Below are 574 nucleotides of genomic sequence, written 5' to 3' on the forward strand. Positions count from 1 at the left end.
AGCCCGCACCCGATGCGCTCAACACCCCGCCTTCGGCCACCACCAATTCGTTGACGTCTAGCGTTAAACGACCACCCTGTTCGGTGGTTTCATTGTAGGGCGAGACTTTGATCTTCCCTCCGGTGCCAATCGTCAGCGTGCCGTACTGATGCGTGCCCGAGGGCAACGTCATGGTGTAGCCTGTAACCGTGAGGTCCGACCCTTCCGGTCGGTTCCAGGCCCCACTGTGATCGAAGTGACTGTTAGTAAAGGCGTAGGTATCACTGACCGTCAGATCATAACCATCTTGGTACCAAGTGCTGCTATTTTGCAGCGTCAAATTGGAAACCGTCAGGACCGTTGACTGTGACAGCTTGCTGCCATCCAGAGTTAAAGCTGTCACTGTGCCTGCATTCAGAGTGATAATGCTGGCATTATTGGCCGTCAGTTCCGAAACTGACGGCACCGTCAGTTCAACGGTCGAATTATCCACGACCAACGGGGGCACCGCGGCCACGTCCAGCTTCACCCGCGCGTTGCGGATCTGTAGTTCGTCCAGATCCAGCGGTAGCGAAGCGATCTCCGTAACGTTGCC

General features: G+C 56.1%; 1 protein-coding gene. It reads right to left on the reverse strand.

What is annotated here, in order from left to right; translation table 11 throughout:
- On the reverse strand, positions 1 to 574 hold a 574-nt coding region (locus KXD86_RS17105), incomplete at both ends, for a hypothetical protein (RefSeq protein ID WP_218637367.1).

This window comes from Marinobacter arenosus (assembly GCF_019264345.1).
Classification (GTDB): Bacteria; Pseudomonadota; Gammaproteobacteria; order Pseudomonadales; family Oleiphilaceae; genus Marinobacter; species Marinobacter arenosus.